Here is a 2,071-nt window from a genome sequence, read left to right on the forward strand (position 1 = left end):
CTCCTGGTGGCGGCCTACCTCGAGGCCCCAGGCCCCAAGGCCTTCCTCACCTTTGAGGAGCTCACCTACGCCCTGGGCCTCATGGGGCTTGGGGAGGGGGTGAGGCGCTTTGCGGGGCTTCGCTACCTCTTCCTGGACGAGTTTGAGCTGGACGACCCGGGGAACGCCCAGATGGCCACCCGCTTCCTCGCCCTCACCATGGACCGGGGCCTCCGGGTCGCCACCACCTCCAACACCCCGCCCGGGGCCCTAGGCGAGGGGCGGTTCAACGCCGAGCAGTTTCGGCACCAGATCCAAAGCCTGGCCCGCCGCTTCGCCGTGGAGCGCATTGAGGGGGAGGACTTCCGCCGCCGCGACCCGGGCCGCCTCCCCCGGCCCCTCACGGACCGGGCCCTCCTCGAGGCCCACCGCCAGGACCCGAGGAAAAAGAGCCTGGACGCCTTTCCCGAGCTCCTCGCCCACCTCCGCGCCCTCCACCCCATCCGCTACCGCTACCTCTTCCAGGGCCTGGAGGCGGTCTACCTCATGGGGCTGGAACCCATTCCCGACCAGAACGACGCCCTCCGCTTCGTCCACTTCGTGGACCAGCTCTATAACCTCGGCCTTCCCCTGGTGGCCTCGGGGGAGCCCTTGGAGCGCCTTTTCCCGGAGGGCTACCGCCACGGGGCCTTCGCCAAGAAGTACGGCCGGGCCCTTTCCCGGCTCGCCGAGCTTTTGGGGTAGCATGGGGGCATGGACCTGGCGGAAAGGCTTTCCGAGCTGGCCCAGGCCCTCTCCCAGGCGAGCGCCGCGGTGGGGATCCTGGAGGCCATAGAGGAGGTCCTGGACGAGTACAAGGAAGGGGAGCTCACCCTCAAGGAGGCCATGGAGGAGATCCAGGGCCTGGTGGAGGAGTTCCAGGCGGTGCGGGCCCTCTCGGAGATGACCCCGGAGGAGATCATGGCCCTGGCCGAGGAGGAGGAAGAGGACGAGGGAGGACTCAGGTCTTGAAGGTTGTGGCCGTCGTCTTGGACTCGGTGGGCCTCGGCTACCTGCCCGACGCTCCCCTCTTCGGCGACGAGGGGGCGGACACCCTGGACCACACCGTGCTCAAGACCGGGGTGGCCCTGCCCCACCTGGCCGCCCTGGGCCTCGGCTGGGTGCAGGGGGTCCACACCCTGCCCCGCGTAAGGCCCCAGGGGGCCTTCGGCCGCATGAAGGAGGTGAACCCCGGCAAGGACACCACCACCGGGCACTGGGAGTTCGTGGGGATCCTCCTGGAAAAGCCCTTCCGCACCTACCCCGAGGGCTTCCCGGAAGAGCTTCTCAGGGCCTGGGCCGAGGCCATCGGAGTGGGGGGGTGGCTTCTGAACCGGCCCTACTCCGGCACCGAGGCCATCCGGGACTACGGGGAGGAGCACCTTAGGACGGGCTTCCCCATCGTCTACACCTCCGCCGACAGCGTCTTCCAGGTGGCGGCCCACGTGGACGTGGTGCCCGTGGAGGAGCTCTACCGCTTCTGCCGGGTGGCCCGGGAGATGCTCCTCGGCGAGCACCAGGTGGCCCGGGTCATCGCCCGGCCCTTCGCCGGGGAGCCGGGAAGGTTCTACCGGCTGGAGCACCTTAGGAAGGACTTCGCCCTGGAGCCCCCGAGAAACGTCCTGGACGTCCTCAAGGAGGGGGGCCTCGAGGTGGTGGGGGTGGGGAAGATCCCCGACATCTACGCGGGGCGCGGCTTCACCCGGAAGGTCAAGACCAAGGACAACCAAGACGGCCTGGAGAAGACCCTGGCCCTCATGGGGGAGCCCTTCTCTGGCCTCGTCTTCACCAACCTGGTGGACTTTGACTCCAAGTACGGCCACCGCCGCGACCCCGAGGGGTACGGGAGGGCCTTGGCGGAGGTGGACGCCTTCCTGCCCCGGCTCCTCTCGGCCCTGGGCCCCCAGGACCACCTCTTCTTGATCTCCGACCACGGCAACGACCCCACCTTCTTCGGCACCGACCACACCCGGGAGTACGGGATGCTCCTCTGGGTAGGGCCGGGGGTGGAGGGGGAGTTGGGCACCCGGGAGAGCTTCGCCGACCTCGGGGC

At 69.2% G+C, this 2,071-nt stretch carries 3 protein-coding genes; all 3 read left to right on the plus strand.

The window, feature by feature from the left end:
• Positions 1 to 723: AFG1/ZapE family ATPase (gene zapE, locus AC01Y6_RS10200; protein WP_476671399.1), on the plus strand; the 723-nt coding region annotated here is incomplete at its 5' end.
• A gap of 9 nt (positions 724 to 732) precedes the next feature.
• Positions 733 to 990, plus strand: coding sequence for a hypothetical protein (locus AC01Y6_RS10205; protein ID WP_428722323.1), 258 nt, complete (start codon positions 733 to 735; stop codon positions 988 to 990).
• On the plus strand, positions 987 to 2,071 hold a 1,085-nt coding region (locus tag AC01Y6_RS10210), incomplete at its 3' end, for a phosphopentomutase (RefSeq protein WP_476671400.1). The genes AC01Y6_RS10205 and AC01Y6_RS10210, both read left to right, overlap by 4 nt.

Source organism: Thermus sp. (assembly GCF_056332225.1).